14 protein-coding genes are annotated in these 15,627 nt (G+C 73.4%); 5 read left to right on the top strand and 9 right to left on the bottom strand.

Features of this window, described 5'->3' with window-relative positions; all coding sequences use genetic code 11:
- Positions 1 to 228: 228 nt before the first annotated feature.
- Positions 229 to 765, bottom strand: coding sequence for an excalibur calcium-binding domain-containing protein (locus tag ACIHCL_RS11290; RefSeq protein WP_399859801.1), 537 nt, complete (start codon positions 763 to 765; stop codon positions 229 to 231).
- A gap of 397 nt (positions 766 to 1,162) precedes the next feature.
- On the opposite strand from ACIHCL_RS11290, the gene ACIHCL_RS11285 reads away from it, so the two are divergent.
- On the top strand, positions 1,163 to 2,200 hold the full coding sequence (locus ACIHCL_RS11285) for an NUDIX domain-containing protein (protein WP_399859799.1): 1,038 nt from the start codon (positions 1,163 to 1,165) through the stop codon (positions 2,198 to 2,200).
- A gap of 120 nt (positions 2,201 to 2,320) precedes the next feature.
- Here ACIHCL_RS11285 and ACIHCL_RS11280 read toward each other — a convergent pair whose 3' ends face one another.
- Entirely contained in the window at positions 2,321 to 3,685 is a 1,365-nt protein-coding gene (locus ACIHCL_RS11280; RefSeq protein ID WP_399859796.1) for a dipeptidase, read from the bottom strand.
- A 181-nt stretch (positions 3,686 to 3,866) separates the two neighbouring features.
- Between ACIHCL_RS11280 and ACIHCL_RS11275 the strand changes: the two genes are divergently transcribed.
- Entirely contained in the window at positions 3,867 to 5,117 is a 1,251-nt protein-coding gene (locus tag ACIHCL_RS11275; protein ID WP_399859793.1) for a geranylgeranyl reductase family protein, read from the top strand.
- Between the two features lie 65 nt (positions 5,118 to 5,182).
- Here ACIHCL_RS11275 and ACIHCL_RS11270 read toward each other — a convergent pair whose 3' ends face one another.
- Entirely contained in the window at positions 5,183 to 5,635 is a 453-nt protein-coding gene (locus ACIHCL_RS11270) for a nitroreductase family deazaflavin-dependent oxidoreductase (RefSeq protein ID WP_399859790.1), read from the bottom strand.
- A 128-nt stretch (positions 5,636 to 5,763) separates the two neighbouring features.
- On the opposite strand from ACIHCL_RS11270, the gene ACIHCL_RS11265 reads away from it, so the two are divergent.
- The gene (locus ACIHCL_RS11265; RefSeq protein WP_399859787.1) at positions 5,764 to 6,492 is read left to right on the top strand and encodes a TetR/AcrR family transcriptional regulator; all 729 of its coding nucleotides are present in this window, start codon (positions 5,764 to 5,766) and stop codon (positions 6,490 to 6,492) included.
- 426 nt (positions 6,493 to 6,918) lie between these two features.
- On the opposite strand, the gene ACIHCL_RS11260 is transcribed toward ACIHCL_RS11265, so the two are convergent.
- Positions 6,919 to 8,160 carry an MFS transporter gene (locus ACIHCL_RS11260; protein ID WP_399859785.1) on the bottom strand — a complete coding sequence of 414 codons (1,242 nt, stop codon included), beginning with the start codon at positions 8,158 to 8,160 and terminating at the stop codon, positions 6,919 to 6,921.
- 145 nt (positions 8,161 to 8,305) lie between these two features.
- Between ACIHCL_RS11260 and ACIHCL_RS11255 the strand changes: the two genes are divergently transcribed.
- Positions 8,306 to 9,526 carry an ROK family protein gene (locus tag ACIHCL_RS11255; RefSeq protein WP_399859783.1) on the top strand — a complete coding sequence of 407 codons (1,221 nt, stop codon included), beginning with the start codon at positions 8,306 to 8,308 and terminating at the stop codon, positions 9,524 to 9,526.
- A 410-nt stretch (positions 9,527 to 9,936) separates the two neighbouring features.
- On the opposite strand, the gene ACIHCL_RS11250 is transcribed toward ACIHCL_RS11255, so the two are convergent.
- Together ACIHCL_RS11250 and ACIHCL_RS11245 are read right to left on the bottom strand one after the other, a co-directional pair.
- Positions 9,937 to 10,458 carry an ATP-binding protein gene (locus tag ACIHCL_RS11250; protein ID WP_399859781.1) on the bottom strand — a complete coding sequence of 174 codons (522 nt, stop codon included), beginning with the start codon at positions 10,456 to 10,458 and terminating at the stop codon, positions 9,937 to 9,939.
- A 186-nt stretch (positions 10,459 to 10,644) separates the two neighbouring features.
- Positions 10,645 to 10,962: a hypothetical protein gene (locus ACIHCL_RS11245; RefSeq protein ID WP_399859779.1), complete on the bottom strand. Its 318-nt coding sequence runs from the start codon at positions 10,960 to 10,962 to the stop codon at positions 10,645 to 10,647.
- A gap of 207 nt (positions 10,963 to 11,169) precedes the next feature.
- Between ACIHCL_RS11245 and ACIHCL_RS11240 the strand changes: the two genes are divergently transcribed.
- Positions 11,170 to 12,303 (top strand): PLP-dependent cysteine synthase family protein, encoded by a 1,134-nt coding sequence (locus tag ACIHCL_RS11240; protein ID WP_399859777.1) that lies wholly within the window; start codon positions 11,170 to 11,172, stop codon positions 12,301 to 12,303.
- Positions 12,304 to 12,376: 73 nt separating this feature from the next.
- Here ACIHCL_RS11240 and ACIHCL_RS11235 read toward each other — a convergent pair whose 3' ends face one another.
- From ACIHCL_RS11235 to ACIHCL_RS11225, 3 genes are all read right to left on the bottom strand, one after another.
- Complete coding sequence (locus tag ACIHCL_RS11235; RefSeq protein ID WP_399859774.1) at positions 12,377 to 12,856, bottom strand: SRPBCC family protein; 480 nt, start codon at positions 12,854 to 12,856, stop codon at positions 12,377 to 12,379.
- 85 nt (positions 12,857 to 12,941) lie between these two features.
- On the bottom strand, positions 12,942 to 14,453 hold the full coding sequence (locus ACIHCL_RS11230; protein WP_399859771.1) for an SDR family oxidoreductase: 1,512 nt from the start codon (positions 14,451 to 14,453) through the stop codon (positions 12,942 to 12,944).
- A 217-nt stretch (positions 14,454 to 14,670) separates the two neighbouring features.
- Positions 14,671 to 15,504 carry a DeoR/GlpR family DNA-binding transcription regulator gene (locus tag ACIHCL_RS11225; RefSeq protein ID WP_399859769.1) on the bottom strand — a complete coding sequence of 278 codons (834 nt, stop codon included), beginning with the start codon at positions 15,502 to 15,504 and terminating at the stop codon, positions 14,671 to 14,673.
- Between the last annotated feature and the right edge of the window lie 123 nt (positions 15,505 to 15,627).

Genomic DNA, 15,627 nt, shown 5'->3' with positions numbered 1-15,627 from the left:
CCGGGGGGGGTGGGGGGGGGGGGGCGGGGCCGGGCGGGGGGGGGCCGGGGGGGGGGGTGTGGGGGGGGGGGCGGGGGGGGGGGGGGGGGGGGGGGGGGGGGGGCCGGCCGGGGGCCCCCCCCCCCCCCACCCTCCGCCGAGCGGCCCCGTGACCCGTCGGCATGGCCGGGGCTCGGCCTCCAAAGGCCTCGCATGTCCTCCAGACGCCCGCGGGGCAGGCCCGCGCCGCTATTCGCAGCCGACGCCGTCGCCGTCCCGGTCGAGGTGACGGGCATAGCCGGGATCCCCGACGCGGACGGGCGCCGCGCCGGCCGCGCGTGCGGCGGCGCAGTTCCGGTAGTACACGGAGCCGCCCCCGCTTGAACCGGACCCGGTTGATCCGGTCCTGTCGGACGTGTCGTCCTCGGCCTCGGGCGCGACGGTCACTTCGACGGTTCTGGTCACCGTGACGGTCGGCACCGGTTCGGGGCTCGGGGACGCCGTGTCGGAGGCCACGGGTGTCGGTGTCGCGGGGACCGTGGCCGTGGCCGTGGCGGTGACGGTCGCCGACGGCACGGCCTGCGCGGCGGCCGTCTTCTCCGCCTGGGCGGGCTCCGCGCTGCCCCCGATTCCCACTCCGGTGAGGAAGAGAACGGTGGCGGCCGGAATGAGGACCCGTTTGCGCGTCCACTTCGGGCGGGCGGCGGGGAAGGGCGCTGCCTGCGGCGCGAGGTCGCCGGACGGCTGGGGTGGTCGGCCCCAGGGCGGCTGGTGGTTCTGAGACATCTGTCCCCCCATGTGCGGTTGTTGGACGCTTGAACGTATCGATCCTGGAACAGGTGAAGGAGCAATTCGTTCCGTTGGTGATGGAGTTGTGACAATGGGGTGAACGCGGTCTCCGCTCCGGTGGCCGGGCAACGGAATCGAGGGTTCGGCGCGAGGCGGGAGCGGCCCTGCGGGGAAACGCGCTCCGACCCGGTATCGCCTGCTCCGGAAGTGTTTTGACGCTACGTCATGTACCCCTGCGCGGGCCGGCGTTGCCGGCGCACGGGGCGGCCCCGGGGCACGGGGCGGCATCCGGGGGTATCCGTCCGTTCCTTTGGGGTAACAGCATCGCCACAACCGGGTTTTCGCGGCAGGGTGTTGCGGGCAAGCCACAGGGGGCTACGGAGGAGGGGGAACCGTGATCGTCTGGATCAACGGTGCGTTCGGCGCGGGGAAGACGTGTGCCGCGCGCGAGCTGGTCGATCTGATCCCGAACAGCACCTTCTTCGAACCTGAGCTGATCGGCACGGGGCTGCGATACCTGCTGCCGCAGAAGAAGCTCGCCGAGGTCACGGACTTCCAGGACCTGCCGATCTGGCGACGGCTGGTGGTGGACACCGCCGCGGCCCTGCTGGCCGAGGTGCCCGGCGTGCTGGTGGTGCCGATGACGCTGCTGCGGCAGGAATACCGTGACGAGGTCTTCGGGGGGCTCGCCTCCCGGCGGATCCCGGTGCGCCATGTGCTGCTCTCACCAGAGGAAACGATCCTGCGTAAACGCATCGCCGGCCGGGCGGAGTCCGCCGACGACCCCGAGCACGGCGAGCGGGTCCGGCAGTGGGCCTACGAGCACATCGGCCCCTACCAGGCGGCGCTCGCCTGGCTCACCCGTGACGCCCACACCATCGACACCAGCGAGCTCACCCCGTACGAGACGGCCGAGCACATGGCCGAGGCGGTGCGCACCGGGACGGCCGCGGCCTGCGAGATCGTGCAGACCCCCGCCCCGACCGGGGAGACGGTCGCCGCGGGGGTGCTGCTCTTCGACGAGCAGGACCGGGTGCTGCTCGTCGACCCGACGTACAAGCCGGGCTGGGAGTTCCCCGGCGGAGTGGTCGAGGCGGGTGAGGCGCCGGCGCAGGCCGGGATCCGGGAGGTGGCCGAGGAGATAGGAATCCACCTCGACCGGGTGCCCCGGCTCCTGGTCGTCGACTGGGAGGCCCCCCAGCCGCCCGGCTACGGGGGTCTCAGGCTGCTCTTCGACGGTGGACTGCTGCCCGGCGCGGACGTCCGGCGGATGCTGCTGCCGGACTCGGAGCTGCGGGGCTGGCGGTTCGTCACCGAGGAGGAGGCCGCCACCCTGCTCCCTCCCACCCGCTACAAGAGGCTGCGCTGGGCACTGCGGGCCCGCGAGCGGCGGACCGTGCTCAATCTGGAAGCCGGAGTCCCGGTCGGCTGAGACGTGCGGTGCCGCGTCGGTGCCGAAGAGGCGTGCACCTCCGTCGTCGCGAGGGCCCGCGCGGGCCCGCCCCCGCGGTCACGGGCGTGCCGGAACCGCGGGGACGTGTCCTGACGGCCGTCAGCCCTGCTTGGACTCGGCGTAGTTGCGCAGGAACAGGGCCTCGGCGACCGACAGGCGCTCCAGCTCCTCGGGCGACACGCTCTCGTTCACCGCGTGGATCTGCGCCTCCGGCTCGCTCAGGCCGATCAGCAGGATCTCGGCCTCCGGGTAGAGCGCGGCGAGGGTGTTGCAGAGCGGGATCGAGCCGCCCATCCCGGACATCTGCATCGTCTCGCCGGGGTACGCGGCCTCCATCGCCCGTGCCATCGACGCGTACGCGGGGCTGGAGGTGTCCGCGCGGAACGGCTGGCCCTGGCCGACCTGTTCCACCGAGACCCTGGCGCCCCAGGGCGCGTGCGCCTTGAGATGGGCGGTCAGCAGCTCGGTGGCCTCGGCGGCGTCCCGGCCCGGCGGCACCCGCAGGCTGATCTGGGCCCGCGCGGTCGCCTGGAGCGAGGGGGTGGCGCCGACCACCGGGGGGCAGTCGATGCCGATGACGGTCACGGCGGGCCGGGCCCAGATCCGGTCTGCGACCGTACCCGTGCCGATCAGTCCGACGCCGTCGAGGACCTTCGCGTCCTTGCGGAACGCGTCCTCCTGGTACTGGAGTCCGTCCCACTCGGCGTCCGCGGTGAGTCCGTCGACGGTGGTGCTGCCGTCCTCTGCGCGCAGCGACGCCAGCAGCTGGATCATCGCGGCCAGCGCGTCCGGGGCGGCGCCGCCGAACTGCCCGGAGTGCAGGTTCCCTTCGAGGGTGTCGAGGGTGACCCGCAGCATCGTCATACCCCGCAGAGTGGCCGTGACCGTCGGCAGGCCGACGCGGAAGTTGCCGGTGTCGCCGATGACGATCGTGTCGGCGGCGAGCAGTTCGGGGTGCGCCTCGGCATACCGCTCCAGACCGCCGGTGCCCTGCTCCTCGGAGCCCTCCGCGATCACCTTGACCGAGACCGGGACGCCGCCGTGGGCCTTCAGGGCGCGCAGCGCGAGGAGGTGCATGACGAAGCCGCCCTTGCAGTCCGCCGCGCCGCGGCCGTACCAGCGGCCGTCCCGCTCGGTCAGCTCGAACGGCGGGGAGAACCAGGCGGACTCGTCGAGCGGCGGCTGCACGTCGTAGTGCGCGTAGAGCAGTACGGTCGGGGCGCCGGCCGGTCCCGGCAGGTAGCCGTACACCGACTGCGTTCCGTCGGGGGTGTCGAGCAGGGCGACGTCCTGGAAGTCCTCGGCGCGCAGCGCGTCGGCCACCCAGTTCGCGGCGGCCTCGCACGCGCTCCTGGGGAACTGAGCGGGATCCGCCACCGATGGGAAGGCCACCAGCTCGGCCAGCTCCGTCTTGGCGCGGGGCATCAGCGAGGCGACGGCCTCAAAGATCGGACGGGCGGTCATAAGCACGCTCCTCGTGGGTGCGACGTCAGCGGTACGAATCCGGTGCAGGCGCACCGGTGGTGTGGTGCGCGTGCGGGGTGAACGTACGGTCGATCCTCCCACAGGGGGTGCCCGACCGGACGAGCCGTAGGATGCCGTGAGCAGCATGGACCATTGGCGGGATCGGGAGCAGAAGCACATCGTGAGCAGCGAGAACGCAGACGCCGTGCATGAGCGCGAAGAGTCGACCGTGTGGGACGTCGTCGTAGTCGGTGGTGGGCCGGCCGGAGCGTCCGCGGCGTACGCGGCGGCGGTCGCGGGCCGGCGGGTACTGCTCCTCGAAAGGGCGGAGCTTCCGCGCTACAAGACGTGCGGCGGCGGGATCATCGGGTTCACACGGGACGCGCTGCCGCCCGGGTTCGAGCTGCCTCTGCAGGACCGGGTGCACGCCGTGACGTTCTCGCTCAACGGCAGACTGGCGCGCACCCGCCGCTCCAAGCGGATGCTGTTCGGCCTCGTCAACCGCGCCGAGTTCGACGCACGGCTGGTCGAGGAGGCGCAGAAGGCGGGCGCCGAGCTCCGTACCGGAGTCACCGTGACGAGGGTCGAGCAGCACGGCGCCGCGGTGCCGGACCGGCGTACGGTCGCCGTGGTGCTGGCCGGCGGCGAGACCGTCCTGGCCCGCGCGGTCGTCGGTGCCGACGGCAGCGCCGGACGGATAGGGGCCCATGTCGGGGTGAAGCTGGATCAGGTGGACCTCGGGCTGGAGGCGGAGATCCCGGTTCCGCGGACGGTCGCCGATGACTGGGCGGGGCGGGCGCTGATCGACTGGGGGCCCCTGCCCGGAAGCTACGGCTGGGTGTTCCCCAAAGGCGACATCCTCACCGTCGGTGTCATCTCGGCGCGCGGCGACGGTGCGGGCACCAAGCGGTACCTGGAGGACTTCATCGCCCGGCTCGGGCTCGCCGGATTCGAGCCGAAGATCTCTTCCGGGCATCTGACGCGCTGTCGCAGCGACGACTCGCCGCTCTCGCGCGGGCGCGTGCTGGTCTGCGGTGACGCGGCGGGGCTCCTGGAACCGTGGACCCGCGAGGGCATCTCCTTCGCGCTGCGCTCGGGGCGGCTCGCCGGCGAATGGGCGGTCCGGATCGCGGAGTCGCACGACGCGGTGGACGCCCGGCGCCAGGCGCTCAACTACGCCTTCGCCATCAAGGCCGGACTGGGTGTGGAGATGGGCGTCGGCCGTCGCATGCTGAAGATGTTCGAGCGGCGTCCGGGCGTGCTGCACGCGGTGCTCACGGGATTCCGCCCGGCGTGGAACGCGTTCGCCGGGGTGACCAGGGGGACCACGTCGCTGGCCGAGCTGGTCCGGACGCATCCGCTGGCGCAGCGGGCACTGTCGGTGATGGACCGCCAGGACGCCCGGCGGGACGGTGCGTTCGGCGCCCGGTGACCGCGTCCGGTGCGGTCGTCGCCCTCGGGTGCGGGGTGGCCCGGACGTCCGGGGCGGGATGCCGGTCAGCCGTCGACGGTGATCCGGAAAACGGGGTGGTCGGGGCAGGCGGCCAGGAGTTCGGCGTCCGTGGACTTCGCGGTGACCCCCTGGAAGAACTGGTTGACCTGCCAGCCCCACCGCTCCAGATAGGCGCGGACGACGGACGCCTTGTGCGCATCGTCCGTGATCTCCACGGCCGAGAAGGCCCGGACCCTGCGGCCCACCCGCAGTTCGCCGCCCCCGGCGGCCCGCATATTGCGCACCCACTGGGAATGGCCCCGTGCGGAGACCAGGTACTGCGCGCCGTCGTAGGTGTGGGGGTTCACCGGGATGCGCTGCATCTTCCCGCTCTTCCGGCCGCGCACCGACAGTTCGGCGGAGCCGGCGAGGCTGACGCCGCGCCGGGCGAGCCAGCCGATGAGGCCGTTCAGCCGGTCGTTGAGAGGGTTGCCCTGCAGATAGTACGGCTGAGACATGGTGACTCCCCACTGTTCTGAGAGCGGTGCTCTCGATTGAGATGAGTGTGCACGGAATCGGCGCTCAAAATCAAGAGCAGTGCTCTCGTCGCTGGTCAGTGCTCTTCATTCGTGGCAGGCTGTGCGTCATGAGCACTGTGCGAGGGGCCAGGGAGCGGGCCCGCATCGAGGTCACCGCCGCCATCAAGGACGAGGCGAGGAGGCAGCTCGCCGCCGAGGGCGCGGCGAAGCTCTCGCTGCGCGCCGTCGCCCGGGAGCTCGGTATGGCGTCCTCCGCGCTCTACCGCTACTTTCCGAGCCGGGACGACCTGCTCACGACCCTGATCGTCGACGCGTACGACGCCGTCGGCGAGAGCGCCGAAGCCGCCCACCGGGCCGCCCGCGCCGAGGGCGCTCCCCACCTTGAGCGCTGGGCCTCGGTCGCCCGCGCCGTTCGTGGGTGGGCCCTGGCCCACCCTCATGAGTACGCGCTGATCTATGGCTCGCCCGTGCCCGGGTACACCGCCCCGCAGGCGACGATCGGTCCGGCGGCCCGTGTCGGCCTCGTGCTGATCTCCATCGTCGGCGACGCCTACCGCGAGGACGGTCTCGCCGTGCCGCCGCTCGCCGACGAACTGCGCGCCGAGGCGGGGCGGATGGCGGCGGAGTTCGCCCCCGATCTGCCGCCGGGGGTCGCCGTCCCGCTGATCGCCGCGTGGGCGCAGCTGTTCGGGCTGGTCTCCTTCGAGGTCTTCGGCCAGTTCCATCGCGTGGTCGAGGCGAGGGACGACTTCTTCCTGGCGGCGGTCACCGAACTGGCCCGCGGAGTGGGCCTGCTCGGTCCACGCGGCGGAGGGCGGACATCGCCCCGTCCCTGAACCCGGGAGTGGTGGGATCCGGCGGGCCGCCCGACGGTTTCCGACGGCTGAGCGGACCGCCCCGTTCCGTCAGTGGCGGCGCGGCACCACCACCGCCCGCCGGAAGGGCCGGCCGGGAGGCTTTCCCGGAGGCGGCGCGGGCCCCGTGCTCAACTCGCGGCACCAGAAGCCCAGTTGGGGCGATGCTTCGTCCCGCTCGGTCTACGGTGGCCCGGACGGGGCCGCACGGTCCGGCCGGTCCGGTGTCCGCGGCGCGCAGCCGCGGGGAGCACGGCACCGTCGAGCGCACAGCACAGCACAGCACAGCACAGCACAGCACAGCACCGCACAGCACCGCACAGCACCGCACCGCGCCGGGGCGGGGCCGAGCCGGGCCGGGCCGAGGGCGGTGCGGCGGTCCCGTGGCTCCGGGGTGCGGCCGAGGCCTCAGGCCCGGGCGGTGCCCCGTGCCGCGTATCCCAGCACGGCGGCGGCCGTGGCCAGCAGCGCCACCGTCGTGAGGGCCGCCGGGAGAGAGGACCAGTCGGCCAGGAAGCCGATCGCGGGCGGCCCGAGCAGCATCCCTCCGTAGCCGAGCGTCGAGGCGGCGGCCACTCCGGAGGGGCCGGAGAGCTCCCCGGCCCGGGCCACCGCCACGGGGAAGATGTTCGCCAGGCCGAGGCCCGTGACCGCGAAGCCGAGAAGAGCCGCCCATGCGGTGGGGGCGAGCGAGCCGAGCAGCATTCCGGCCGCGGCCGTCACGCCGCCCGCGACCAGGGTGCGGGTCTGGCCGAGGCGTTCGAGCAGCGTCGTGCCGCTGAGCCTGCCGGCGGTCATGGCCAGTGCGAACAGGGAGTACCCGGCGGCGGCGACACCCGGGTGCGCGCGCAGATCCTGTTCCAGGTGGAGGGCGCCCCAGTCGGCCAGCGCACCCTCGCCGTACGCGGTGCACAGCGCGATCACGCCGAACAGCAGCACCGCTCGCCGTGCGCGCGGTGCCGGACGCCGCGCTCCGGAACCGTCCGTCGCGGGGGCGGAGGCGGAAGTGGAGGCGGACCGGAGTTCGGGCCCGGGTGCCGGATGACGCAGCAGCGCCGGGCCGGCCGCGGCGGTGACCAGGAGCCCGATCCCGGTGAGGGCGAAGAGGTGGGCGGCGGGGGAGAGTCCGCCCGCCACCAGCCCGCCGAGCCCGGCGCCGACCATCCCGCCGAGGCTGAACGCCGCGTGGAACCCCGGCATCACGGGACGCCGCAGGGCGGCCACCAGCTCGACCGCCGCGCTGTTCATCGCCACGTTCATCCCGCCGTACGCGGCCCCGAAGGCCAGCAGCACCAGGCCGAGCGTGAGCGCCGAACGCGTCTGCGCGGGCAGCGCGATGCTGAGCGAGAGGAGCACGCCGCAGACCACCGTCACCGCGTGGCTGCCGAACCGGCGGCACAGGCGGCCGGTGAGCATCATGGTCACCACCGCCCCGGCGGACACGCCGAGAAGCGCGAGTCCCAGGGCGGAGGCCGACGCACCGGTCTGGTGCTTGATGGCCGGGATGCGGACGACCCAGCCGGCGAAGAGGAAGCCGTCGAGGGCGAAGAAGACGGTCAGTGCGGTACGGAGGCGGGCCGACGAAGGCGGGGCGATGTTTCCGCCCGGTGCTTCCGGCAGGGCCGGCCGTGTTTTGTTTAGTAGCGGCACAAACTCAGCATAGGGGGGTCGGGGCGGCGTGTGCAAAGCGGTTCGACGCCGCCGCGCTCACCGGAAAGGCGTAGGTGGCGCCGGGGACGCCTGCGGGCCACCGGGGCGTCGGGGGAAACGCTCGGATCGTGGGAGACTCGCCCCCATGAACGGCAAGGTGACCACCACCCGGACGAAGTTGGAGAGGGGCCGCAGTGCGCTCGGGCCCGCGCTGGAACTGGTCCACACCGGACGCGCCCCCACTCGTGCCGTGCTCACCTCGGAGCTCGGGGTCACCCGGGCGACGGCCGGTGCGGTCGCCTCGGAACTGGAGGCGCTCGGCCTGATCCAGGTCGATTCCCGGCCGGTGTCCGCCGCGGGCTCGCAGGGCCGCCCCTCGCACCGGCTCGCCGTACGGGAGTCGGGCCCGGTCGCCGTCGCCGCGCAGGTGCACGCGGACGGGTACCGGGCCGCGCTCGTCGGGCTCGGCGGGCGGATCGTCGCCACCGCCCCCGGATGCGTCACCGTCACGGCGGACCCGGCCCAGGTGATCGGAGAGGTGGTCGACGACTGCGCCCGGCTGCTGCGGGAGAGCGGACGGCGCTGTGTCGGCGCGGGACTCGCGGTGCCGTCCGCGGTCGCCGAACCGGAGGGCACCGCGCTCAATCCTCTGCACATCGCCTGGCCCGCCGGCGCCCCGGTGCGCGAGATCTTCGCCGCCCACGTGGCGGCGGCGGGGATTCCGGGCCCCGCGTTCGCCGGCAACGACGTCAACCTCGCCGCGCTCGCCGAGCACCGGCATGGCGCCGGATGCGGCGCCCGGCATCTGCTCTGCGTCGCCACCGGCCACCGCGGCGTGGGCGGTGCGCTGGTCCTCGACGGCCGTCTGCACACCGGGAGTTCGGGACTCGCGCTGGAAGTGGGGCATCTCACGGTGCACCCCGACGGCCGTCCGTGCCACTGCGGCGGGCGCGGCTGCCTGGACGTCGAGACCGACCCGCTGGCGTTCCTGCTCGCGGCACGCCGCGAACCGGGCCCGGAGGAGTCGCTGCTCAAACAGGCCGAGAACCTGCTGCGCACGGAGTACGACGACCCGGCGGTGCGCCGTGCCGCCGAGGAACTGATCGACCGGCTCGGCCTCGGTCTCGCCGGACTGGTCAACATCCTCAACCCGGACCGGATCGTCCTCGGCGGACTGCACCGCGCTCTGCTCGACGCCGACCCCGAGCGGCTGCGCGCGGTGGTGGCCGACCGCAGTCTGTGGGGGCGCAGCGGCAGCGTGCCGATCCTGTCCAGCACGCTCGACCACAACAGCCTGGTGGGTGCGGGCGAACTGGCGTGGCAGCCGGTGCTCGACGACCCGCTGACCGCGCTCGCCCGAGCCTGAGCGAGGGCGCCGGTCGCCGCGGGGTTCGGCCCTCGCAGGACGGGCCGGGGGCGCGCCGCGCACGCCCGTCGACCGGGGCGGTGGACTCGGGCGGGACGCGGTCCGCCGTCCGGGGCGGGCGGCGGCCGCGTGCCGCGCCGCCGTACCGGCCGGTCGTGACGGCGGTGGCCGCGTGGGCCCCGGTGGGATGGTCCGCCGGTTGGGCGTGCGCCCCCTCCGAGCAGGGCGCGGCCCGGTACGGGCCCGTACCGGCCACCACGCGCGGGCCGCCGCCGGAACCCCCGTCCGCCGGCCCTTCCTCCGTTCCTGGCGGGCGGCCCGGCCGCGGATGACGGACCGGCCGCGTACGACGGGGCGGAAGGCTGCATGACAAGGGCGGAAGGCGGCATGACGGCCTCCCGCCGGGCCCGCTACCCGACCACCGACGACCGGGTGGCGGACGGGGTGCGCTCCGCCGGGTACGCGGCGGCGTACGGTTCGAACGGTCCGTCCGTGGTCGCCCCGTACACCGGGTGTGGCGGAAGCGGGACGCACCGGGGCGGCGCCGGAAGCGTGAACCAGACGACCTTCCCGGCGCCGTCCCTCGGGCGCGCTCCCCAGCTCTCGCTGACGGCGGCGATCAACGCGAGACCGCGCCCGGACGTGCTGGACGCACCGGCCTCCCGCACCGCCGGCAACCGCGGATCGTGGTCGTGCACGGACACCATCAGCCGTTCGAGCAGTAACTCGACCTCGACGGTGCACGACTTGTCCGGCTGGGCGTGCCGGTGGACGTTGGTCAGCAGCTCGGTGACTCCGAGCGCCGCATGGTCGATCAGGGGATCGAGATGCCAGAAGCGGAGCTGCGCCGAAATGATTCTGCGGACTTGGCCGATCCGCGACGGCAGGGCCTGGAGCTCCACCGTGCAGTGCCTGCTTGGCTCGCTGATCACGGCTGCGACTCCCCGAAATAGGTCCGGAAGACGACGGAGGAACGGATTCAGCAGACACCTGCTGCTGATCCCTGCCCGGCGGAGAGGGTCACAGTGTCACCGCCGGTGAACCATGAGTGAGGTGTGACCAATGTCGCTCAGGGGACACGGGCCCGCAACTCGCGAGGTGCCGGCGGTGCAGTCCGCTCAGGTCATCCGGCCGCCCGCACTGCGCAGCGTTTCGAGGAACCGGCGGGTGGGGCCCGTACCGTCGGGCCTCCGGCCGCGCTGCCCCATCGTCAGCCGGTAGCGCGTGCCGTTGAGGCGCGCCACGGCCGCACCGGACCCGGCGAACCACGGCCTGCCCGCGCTCACCGTCCGCACCGGGGCACTGTCGATCTCCCGTCCGTAGCTGGTCAGCAGGGCCAGCCTGCCGTCCTTGACGACCACCTGCCCGGCGCGGGTGAGCGACCGGGCCCACCGTTCGATCCGAACCCCCGTCGCGCTGAACTCCGTTTCCTGCATGGCTGCTTCGCCCCCTTCGTGGTGTTCTGATGGGCAGTCTGCACAAGCCGGGAGCGCCGCGCCAGGTCGCGTACCGGCGCACGGGTGCGTCCGTGCCGCGCGCCGGGGCCAAGGCGAGGCTATGGCTCATCAAAGGAAACGTTTGTGCAGGTGAGGGGAATATCGTGGGCGGCGTGGAGTTCCGGTGACACGAGGAGGAGCACGCCGATGAGTACCGTTCAGCAGGGGCACGGGGGGCCGGTCGTGGCGACCGCCGACATCGACCGTTCCGACCCCGGTTACCGGGCCTGGCTCAAGGAGGCCGTGCGCAAGGTCCAGGCAGACGCCAACCGCTCCGCCGACACCCATCTGCTGCGCTTCCCGCTGCCGGAGGCGTGGGGTATCGACCTCTATCTCAAGGACGAGTCGACGCACCCCACCGGAAGCCTCAAGCACCGGCTGGCCCGCTCGCTCTTCCTCTACGGGCTCTGCAACGGCTGGATCCGGCCGGGCAAGCCGGTGATCGAGGCGTCCAGTGGCTCCACGGCCGTCTCGGAGGCGTACTTCGCCAAGCTGATCGGGGTGCCGTTCATCGCCGTGATGCCCCGCACCACCAGCCCCGAGAAGTGCCGGCTGATCGAATTCCACGGCGGCCGGTGCCACTTCGTCGACGACTCCCGCACGATGTACGAGGAGTCCGCGACGCTCGCCGCGGAAACCGGCGGCCACTACATGGACCAGTTCACCTACGCCGAACGGGCCACCGACTGGCGCGGCAACAACAACATCGCCGAGTCCGTCTACCAGCAACTCAGGCTGGAACGCTACCCGGAGCCGACCTGGATCGTCGCCACGGCCGGGACGGGCGGCACCTCGGCGACCATCGCGCGCTACGTGCACTACATGCAGTACGACACCTGGATCTGCGTGCCGGACCCGGAGAACTCCTGCTTCTTCGACGGCTGGACCCGGCACGACCCCCTGGCCACCAGCGACTGCGGCTCCCGGATCGAGGGCATCGGCAGGCCCCGGATGGAGCCGAGCTTCGTGCCCGGGGCGATCGACCGGATGATGAAGGTGCCGGACGCGGCCAGCGTCGCCGCCGTACGCGCCCTGGAGACGGCCATCGGCCGCAAAGCGGGCGGCTCCACCGGCACCGGGCTGTGGAGCGCGTTCAAACTCGTCGCCGAAATGGTCGAGGAGGGCGCCACCGGCAGCGTCGTCACCCTGATCTGCGATCCGGGCGACCGCTATCTCGACAAGTACTACTCCGACGACTGGCTCGCCGGGCAGGGCCTGGACATCGCCCCGTACACGGCGACCATCGACACCTTCCTGAACGGCGGCGGCTGGACCGGATGACCGGGGCGGCCCGGACCACCGCGGCCACCGGGACGCGACACGGCCGCTTCCCACGCAGGGGCCGCGACCGGTCTCACGCCGAAGCGGCGGCCAGCCGCCCGTCGAGCGCGCGGACCGCGTCCCGGAAGGCCCGCCCCATCCCGGAGCGGCCCAGACGCAGCGCGAACCGGAAGGGGCCGGAACCGTCCGCGGCGAACGTCCACCGCACCCGCGTCCCGATCCCGTCCGGTGCGAGCAGCCACTCCTCCACCAGGGCCCGGACCCCGGGGGCGCCGGCCTCGTCCACCCGGTAGGCGTACCGCTCGCCGGGGTCCGCCGCGAGGACCGTCTCGCGCAGGGCCACGCCGCCCCTGAGCCGGACCTCGCGCCCGGTGCGCCCGCCGGTGGGCCGGGCCGCCGTGACCGAGGTGAACCAGCGCGGCCAGTCGGCCACGTCATCGGCGAGGGCGCGGTAGACCTCGCCGGGGGGCGCGGACATCCGGGCGGAGAACACCAGGCGCAGGGGAGCGGAGTCGACGAAGTCGACCCCCACGGAACGGAGTGGGCGTGACACGGGCGCACCTCCGTGCGGTCGGCGGCGTACGAGGCCGCGCACACGATAACCGGCGTCCGGTCAGATGTCTTGGTCCGCAAGGCCGTCAACCCGCCCGGTGCCGCGGGTCCGGGAACGCGGCGGCGGTGATGTTGCGGGCCATGCCGCCGAACACCACCGCGTGGAAGGGCCATACGCTCCACCAGTAGACATGGCCGAGCAGCCCGTGCGGGTGGAAGAGCGCACGCTGCCGGTAGACCGTTCGGCCCTGCCCGTCACGGCTCACCGACAGTTCGAGCCACGCCGGACCGGGCAGCCGCATCTCCGCGCGCAACCGCAGCAGCTCACCGGGAACGATCTCCTCCACCCGCCAGAAGTCCAGCGAGTCGCCCACCCGCAGCCGTTGCCGGTCCCGCCGCCCGCGCCGCAGCCCGACGCCGCCGAAAACGCGGTCGAGCCAACCGCGCACGGCCCAGGCCAGGGGGAACGAGTACCAGCCGTTCTCGCCGCCGACGCCCTCGATCACCCGCCAGAGCGCGTCCGGCGCCACCGGCACCACCAGCTCCCGTTCGTCCCGGTAGAGGGTGCCGCCGGACCAATCCGGGTCCGTGGGCAGCGGATCGCTGGGCGCTCCGGGCACCGAGGCCGAGGACCAGCGGGTGTCGACCCGCGCCTCCTTGATCCGCTGGAGCGCCAGTCGCAGCGCCTCGTCGAAGCCCAGGGGACCGCCCGGCGGATCCGGCACGTACCGGGCGATGTCGTGCTCGTGGCAGACCACCTCGTGCCGCAGCGACTCCGCCAGCGGCCGGGCGATCGAGGGCGGCACCGGGGTCACCAGCCCGATCCAGAGGCCGGAGAGCCCCGGGGTGAGCACGGGCACGGGCAGGATCAGCCGGTGCGGCAGCCCGGCGACCCGCGCGTAGCGGCGCATCATGTCCCGGTACGTCATGATGTCCGGGCCGCCGATGTCGAAGGCACGGTTCACCTCGGCGGGCAGCCCGGCGCAGCCCACGAGGCAACGGATCACGTCCCGTACCGCGATCGGCTGGATCGCCGTGCGTACCCAGCTCGGCGTGACCATCACCGGCAGCCGCTCCGTGAGGTGGCGCAGGATCTCGAAGGAGGCTGAGCCCGACCCGATGACCACCGCGGCCCGCAGCACGGCCGTCGGCACTCCGGAGCCGAGCAGCACGCGCCCCACCTCGGCCCGCGACCGCAGATGCGGTGACAGCCGCCGCTCCGGCACCCCGTCCGGGGTGAGCCCGCCCAGGTACACGATGCGCCGGACCCCCGCCGCCCGGGCCCGCTCACCGAAGATCCGGGCCGCCTCGCGGTCCCGCTCCTCGAAGCCGCGTCCGGAGCCGAGCGCGTGCACGAGGTAGTACGCCACATCCACGTCCCGCATCGCGTCCCGCAGGGACTCGGCGTCCTGGACGTCGACCGCCACCACCTCGACCCGGTCCGCCCACGGATGGTCCCGCAGCTTCCGGGGATCGCGCACCGCCGCGCGCACCCGGTGACCGGTGTCGAGCAGCGCGGGCACCAGCCTGCCGCCGATGTACCCGGAGGCACCCGTCACCAGACAGCGCGGTCGTGTTCCGGCCAAGGATTCGCTCACCCGCCCGAGTCTTGCATTGGACCGGCGCACGGGACCGGGCGAACGGCTCCGAACGGAGGCACGGGCCACCCGTACCGGCCACCCGCGCCTGCGCCGTCCGGACCCGTCCGGGCCGAGCCCGCCCACACCCCGGGTCCCGGCCACCGCCCCCGTCCGGCCGGCCCGCACCTGCCGCGGAGCACCGAGGCACCCTGGAAGCCGCGCGTCGTCCGCCGCCTCAGTCGCCGTCCGGGGCCGGCTCGGCCACCAGCAGACCCGGCAGATGCTCCGCGATCTCCTCGCGGGCCGCCGCAGACAGTCCCGAGTCCGTCACGAACGTGTCCACCTGCTCCAGCCCGGCGAACGAACTCAGGCCCACCGTGCCCCACTTGGTGTGGTCCGCGACCACCACCACACGCCGCGCGGACTGGATGAACCGGCGGTTGGTCTCGGCCTCCGCCAGGTTCGGCGTCGAAAGACCGGCCTCGACCGAGATCCCGTGCACCCCGAGGAAGAGCACATCGAAGTGGAGCGAGGCGATCGCCTGATCGGCGACCGGGCCGACCAGGGAGTCGGACGGGGTCCGCACCCCGCCGGTGAGCACCACCGTGGCGGCCCCGGTGCGCCCCCCGCCCACCGCGTTCGACCGCTGCACGGCGTGGAACACGTCGGCGACCCGCACCGAATTGGTCACCACCGTCAGATCCCGGACGTCCACCAGGTGTTGGGCGAGCACATACGTCGTCGTGCCGCCCGACAGCGCGACGGCGCTGCCCGGCACCACCATCGCCGCCGCCACCCGGGCGATGTCCTCCTTGGCCGTCGGCTCCAGGGCCGACTTGGCCTCGAAGCCGGGCTCGTGCGTGCTCGCCTCGACCACCGGAACGGCGCCGCCGTGCACCTTCTCGATCACGCCCCGGCGGGCCAGCGCGTCCAGGTCCCGGCGCACGGTCATGTCGGAGACGTTCAGCCTGCGGGTCAGTTCGTTCACCCGGACCCCGCCCCGCCTGCGCACCTCGTCGAGGATCAGGGCACGCCGCTGCTCCGCGAGCAGGTTCTGATTCTCGCTCAACGCCGGTCCGTTCCTTCCCGCCGCCCGCCGCTCTTCCGGGACGGGGTCATCCTCCCACGCGGTGTCGGCGGCGGACGTGGTGGGGAGATTCCGTGAGAGCGGCGCGGACTGCAGCGCTCCGCC

The organism is Streptomyces sp. NPDC052042, assembly GCF_044548345.1.
Taxonomy (GTDB): domain Bacteria; phylum Actinomycetota; class Actinomycetes; order Streptomycetales; family Streptomycetaceae; genus Streptomyces.
This window is presented reverse-complemented; position numbering and strand designations above follow the sequence as displayed.

Bases quoted from the DNA above. Each gene is read 5' to 3' on its own strand.
- ACIHCL_RS11290 (WP_399859801.1), bottom strand. From the start codon at position 765: ATGTCTCAGAACCACCAGCCGCCCTGGGGCCGACCACCCCAGCCGTCC.
- ACIHCL_RS11280 (WP_399859796.1), bottom strand. From the start codon at position 3,685: ATGACCGCCCGTCCGATCTTTGAGGCCGTCGCCTCGCTGATGCCCCGC.
- ACIHCL_RS11270 (WP_399859790.1), bottom strand. From the start codon at position 5,635: ATGTCTCAGCCGTACTATCTGCAGGGCAACCCTCTCAACGACCGGCTG.
- ACIHCL_RS11265 (WP_399859787.1), top strand. From the start codon at position 5,764: ATGAGCACTGTGCGAGGGGCCAGGGAGCGGGCCCGCATCGAGGTCACC.
- ACIHCL_RS11255 (WP_399859783.1), top strand. From the start codon at position 8,306: ATGAACGGCAAGGTGACCACCACCCGGACGAAGTTGGAGAGGGGCCGC.
- ACIHCL_RS11245 (WP_399859779.1), bottom strand. From the start codon at position 10,962: ATGCAGGAAACGGAGTTCAGCGCGACGGGGGTTCGGATCGAACGGTGG.
- ACIHCL_RS11240 (WP_399859777.1), top strand. From the start codon at position 11,170: ATGAGTACCGTTCAGCAGGGGCACGGGGGGCCGGTCGTGGCGACCGCC.